6 protein-coding genes are annotated in these 4,271 nt (G+C 43.5%); all 6 read left to right on the top strand.

What is annotated here, in order from left to right:
- Positions 1 to 1,028, top strand: a 1,028-nt coding sequence (locus NT178_17900; protein ID MCX5814395.1) for an amino acid ABC transporter substrate-binding protein, incomplete at its 5' end; no start/stop codon positions are given.
- A 328-nt stretch (positions 1,029 to 1,356) separates the two neighbouring features.
- Positions 1,357 to 1,869, top strand: a complete 513-nt coding sequence (locus NT178_17895; protein ID MCX5814394.1) for a response regulator — start codon at positions 1,357 to 1,359, stop codon at positions 1,867 to 1,869.
- Between the two features lie 117 nt (positions 1,870 to 1,986).
- On the top strand, positions 1,987 to 2,280 hold the full coding sequence (locus NT178_17890; GenBank protein MCX5814393.1) for a single-stranded DNA-binding protein: 294 nt from the start codon (positions 1,987 to 1,989) through the stop codon (positions 2,278 to 2,280).
- Between the two features lie 443 nt (positions 2,281 to 2,723).
- Positions 2,724 to 3,269 (top strand): winged helix-turn-helix domain-containing protein, encoded by a 546-nt coding sequence (locus NT178_17885; protein MCX5814392.1) that lies wholly within the window; start codon positions 2,724 to 2,726, stop codon positions 3,267 to 3,269.
- The gene (locus tag NT178_17880) at positions 3,221 to 3,775 is read left to right on the top strand and encodes an IS630 family transposase (GenBank protein ID MCX5814391.1); all 555 of its coding nucleotides are present in this window, start codon (positions 3,221 to 3,223) and stop codon (positions 3,773 to 3,775) included. The genes NT178_17885 and NT178_17880 overlap by 49 nt, the downstream gene beginning before the upstream one ends.
- 145 nt (positions 3,776 to 3,920) lie before the next feature.
- Entirely contained in the window at positions 3,921 to 4,211 is a 291-nt protein-coding gene (locus NT178_17875) for a hypothetical protein (GenBank protein ID MCX5814390.1), read from the top strand.
- Positions 4,212 to 4,271 lie beyond the last annotated feature (60 nt).

Below are 4,271 nucleotides of genomic sequence, written 5' to 3'. Positions count from 1 at the left end.
ACGCCAAGGGGGGAGTCTTTGTCAAGCAGTTCAAAAAGAAACTTCCCGTGAGACTCGTCGTTGCCGATGCTGAGAGCGATCCGGGCAAAGCAGCAGCAGCCCTGGAAAGGCTGGTTAAGGTTGATAAGGTTGATTTGCTGCTTTCAACGTTTACAACAAATTTGTCTTTACCCACCTGTGTTGCCGCTGATAAATTAAAAAAATATTACCACGTGACGACTCTCTTTCCCGAATTGTGGCGGCCACAGAAGTTCCAATGGTCTACTCTCTATTTCTTTTCAGTAGTTGAGGGCGCTGAAGTGCCTTTTAAAGTACTCAATACAATCCCTGCTGCTGACAAACCAAAGAACATAGCCCTCCTGATGGAAGACACCACGGACGGGAGGGGCTTGGGCGGAGCCCTCCAGGAAGGCGCCAAGAAGTACAAATATGAGATTGCCCTGGCCGAGAACATGGCAGTCGGAGCAAAAGACTACTCCTCCCAGATCCTGAAGTTGAAATCCAAAGGCATTGACGCCGTTATCATGTTTTCTGCCAGCCAGGACGCCATCACCTTCGTACGTCAGATGAAAGAGGCCGGACTTAATCTTAAATACTTCCATGGGTACAAGGGAACGTGGACCTCGGACTTCGCGAATGCTCTTGGTAAAGACGCCCAGTATGTCCTTGCTGACGGTTTCTGGTCCGAAGACTTTCCATACCCCGCCGCAAAAGAACTCGGAGAAAGGTACTTTAAGCAGTTTAAAAAACGGTCGGTCAGCATAGGACTCTACTATGCGATATGCCAGACTCTCTGGACTTCCATAGAAAATGCCGGCACCCTTGATGGGGCCAAGATACGCCAGGCTGTCCTGACAACCCAGTTCAAGGGGACAACAATGGGCGATATAAAATACAACCCGGACGGAACGGCAATTTTTGATCTTGGTGCGTTTCAGTGGTCGGATGGGCAACTCAAGACAGTCTATCCTTTTAACATGAGTAAAGGATATAAAGTCAAGGTAGCGCCTCCATGGGACAAACGGTAAGGTGGAGAAATATCGACTGAAATATGTTTTTCAGGCTAATGTCTGACCCCCTGAAAGAGGCCCTGCCGACATGAGAATATTTTGTGAAGGTTTGACCTCTTTCAGGGTACAATAAAGAGGATGCTAAAAACAGAGAGCGACAGAAGGGAAATTCTTCAGTGCCTTTTCCCAATATTCGTGATTTTCCAGCCTGCATTCTTATTTAATGATATAAAAACCAATAGTAGGTAGCAGGCTTCTATCCGGCAACGGTTTTTATTGGTTACGTTGCCCCTTATGATAAACAGAAAGCCTGATCCATTTCTTCGACAGGAAGAGGAGGAATATTGTGAAAGAGTCAATTCTAAATAATAAAAGAATTCTTGCAGTAGATGATGAACCGGATATACTTGAAGTGCTTAAGGCAGAAATCCTGTTGGATGCCCCTCAATGCCAGATAGATACGGCCACATCCTATGAGAAGGCTTCCGAACTTCTAGTGTCTTGGACGTATGATCTAGCCGTTCTGGACATCATGGGTGTTCGCGGATTTGATCTTCTGCGCTTAGCCGCCTCCGGTCCATATCCGGTCCCCACAGTAATGCTCACTGCTCATGCCTTATCGCCTGAATCATTCAAGCAATCGATTGAGATAGGAGCTCGGGCATATTTGCCAAAAGAAAGGCTTGGATCAGTAGTTCCTTTTCTTGAAGATGTCCTGACGTACGAATACGGCCATGCCTGGAGACGAGTTCTAAAGCTTATTGAGGGTGTTTTTGTGAAACAATGGGGAGCATACTGGCGGACTTCTGATTCGGCATTTTGGGAAAAATTCGAACAGAAGATTACAGACAAAAAATAGGTTTCTCAGGACAAAATACAGTAAGAGTGTTAGTCCACAGAAATATGACAGGCTATTTTATGAGAAAAAGACGTCGGCATGAAGATATTTGGTGTCCACTGATTGACATCAGGGGTCATGAAAGCATCTTTCAATCTTGCATTCAAATCAGGTAAAAAGACAGGATGGATTAAAGTAGCATCTTTCCAAAAACTCGCTGAGATCGTTGAACAGCATCTCAAAAAAGGCAACCGTGTTGTCGTATCAGGCAGTCTTAATCAGGAACAGTGGGAGAGTGAAGGAACAAAACGTACTTCATTCAAGCTCATTGCGGTAAAAACTCCCCCGCCTCTCATAACAAGAAGTGTGGGGGTATGTGAGAAATCTCTTTCCGTCAACAACAACGAAAAAGAGATGAAGAGATTATCCTAAAAAGTCAGATCAACGAAGATCAACGTCAATTTCACACCAAATATCCTATGGGTAAAAGATATCCTGCCCCTCCCCCTGTTTTCTTATCGGAAGCGGGGCACCTCCATCATTATATATGAGAAGCAGGATACTGAAGCAAATGGGGCTGAACTCATGTCTCCCACGTGGATCAAACGGCTATAATGGGAGAGCAGCACACCTAAGTTTAGAAACCCCATGGCCTTTGGGATTTCTGCCGCTAATAATATAGTTATAATAATTACCACAGGTATATATTTATGAAGGGAACCAACTTTTTTGAAAGATATCGGCAAGAACTGTCATTTTCAGAAGCATCAAACTGTCTTGCTATTTTAAAACCATTACTGTAAGGTAATACCATTTCGCTTTCAATCACTAAATTAATATGATATTCTCCTTCAAATACATCAACGAAGGAGGGCATGATGAAACCGACAAGATTGATGGACCACTTAGATCAGGAAGAACTGAAAAAGAGAATGAAGGCATCTAAAGATCGGGGGCAGTTTCAACGATGGCAATGTATTTTACTTACAGCTAAAGGACTGCATACGGATGTTGTTGCCGAATATGTCGGTACTACACCGGGGACTGTCCATCAATGGGTCCACCTGTATAATCATGAAGGCCCTGAAGGCTTTATATTGCGCCCTCGTGGCGGGAGGCGGTTCGGATTTCTCTCAGTAGATGAAGAAAAAGCATTTCTGGAGCAAATCCTGTCAATAGCGGAAAAAGGGAGGATCATCACTGCCTTTGCAATTAAAACACAAATAGAGGAAAAAGTCGGTAAAAGCGTATCGAAAGATTACCTCTATGACATCCTGCATAGACAGGGATGGCGGAAAGTAATGCCCCGCCCCCAACACCATAAAGCTGATAAAGAGAAGCAGGAAGAATTTAAAAAAAACTTCCGGAGCTGGTGGCAGCCGCCCAGGAGAGGTTCATCAAAGAAGATGCAAGGCCGGTAAAGCTATTATTCCAGGACGAAGGCCGGTTCGGAAGAATATCTGACCCTGCTCATTGCTGGGCGCCAAAAGGATTAAGACCGGCAGTACCTGTCCACATTGTAAGAGAATACACCCATATATTCAGCACTGTATGCCCTCATGACGGTGAATCCTTTTCTCTTATTCTTCCCTATGCCGACACTGATGCAATGAAAATCTTCCTTAAAGAATGTTCAGAGTATTTTAAGGAATACAGGGTAATTATGGTGATGGATAAGGCGGCATGGCACCAAAGCAAGGATTTGGGCGAGTACGAAAATATTCGTATCCTCTATCAACCGTCCTATTCGCCGGAATTAAACCCTGTAGAGCATCTCTGGGAATATATACGGGAAAACTATTTGAGAAATTGTATATGGTCAACGCTGGGAGCGCTTGAAAAGAGATTAGAGATTATCTTGAAGACAATTATGGAATCCGCCCAAACAATCCGCAGCTTAGTAGGGTTTCATTGGGCTATTATTTAATGGTTGATGGCGAAATGGTATAAGCAAATCTTGCCGATAAAACCATTGAAATATATTCTCTTATTTTCAACGGCATTGCCATGAATAATTCTTTTTCAGACTGACTATATTGACATACCGGCAGAAATGACACATGGTATATCATATGGCATCCTTTAAACATCATTGTGAAGAATCAATAAGGCTATTCGGTAAAGAATACGAAGAAGTACATCTTTGGCTTGACGAGTTTGCCGGTAGTAAAGAATATGGCATGAGACACCGTAAAATAAGGCATCACAGTGCAGGCATAAAAGAGGTTATAGAATTATTCGGTGATGATGCCGGCATAGCAGCAAAACAGCATATCATCACCGATCTCAAGGAAGAGGGTTGGTCAGAAAATGACCATTTTCCGAAAGATGAAGCTGACTACATGAAAATGGGATTGTTCTAATAATATAGCGTTCCTGCTACAAATGGTTTATGAATTAGCTATCGGCAAGAACTGGTAATG

This window comes from Pseudomonadota bacterium, assembly GCA_026388255.1.
GTDB lineage: Bacteria > Desulfobacterota > Syntrophorhabdia > Syntrophorhabdales > Syntrophorhabdaceae > JAPLKB01.
The sequence above is the reverse complement of the archived record's forward strand: the minus strand, read 5'-3'. Positions and strand labels throughout refer to the sequence as shown.

What these genes read in the sequence shown, in the direction of transcription:
- NT178_17890 (MCX5814393.1), top strand. Translation starts at nt 1,987, where the DNA reads ATGAAAGCATCTTTCAATCTTGCATTCAAATCAGGTAAAAAGACAGGA.
- NT178_17885 (MCX5814392.1), top strand. Translation starts at nt 2,724, where the DNA reads ATGATGAAACCGACAAGATTGATGGACCACTTAGATCAGGAAGAACTG.
- NT178_17875 (MCX5814390.1), top strand. Translation starts at nt 3,921, where the DNA reads ATGGCATCCTTTAAACATCATTGTGAAGAATCAATAAGGCTATTCGGT.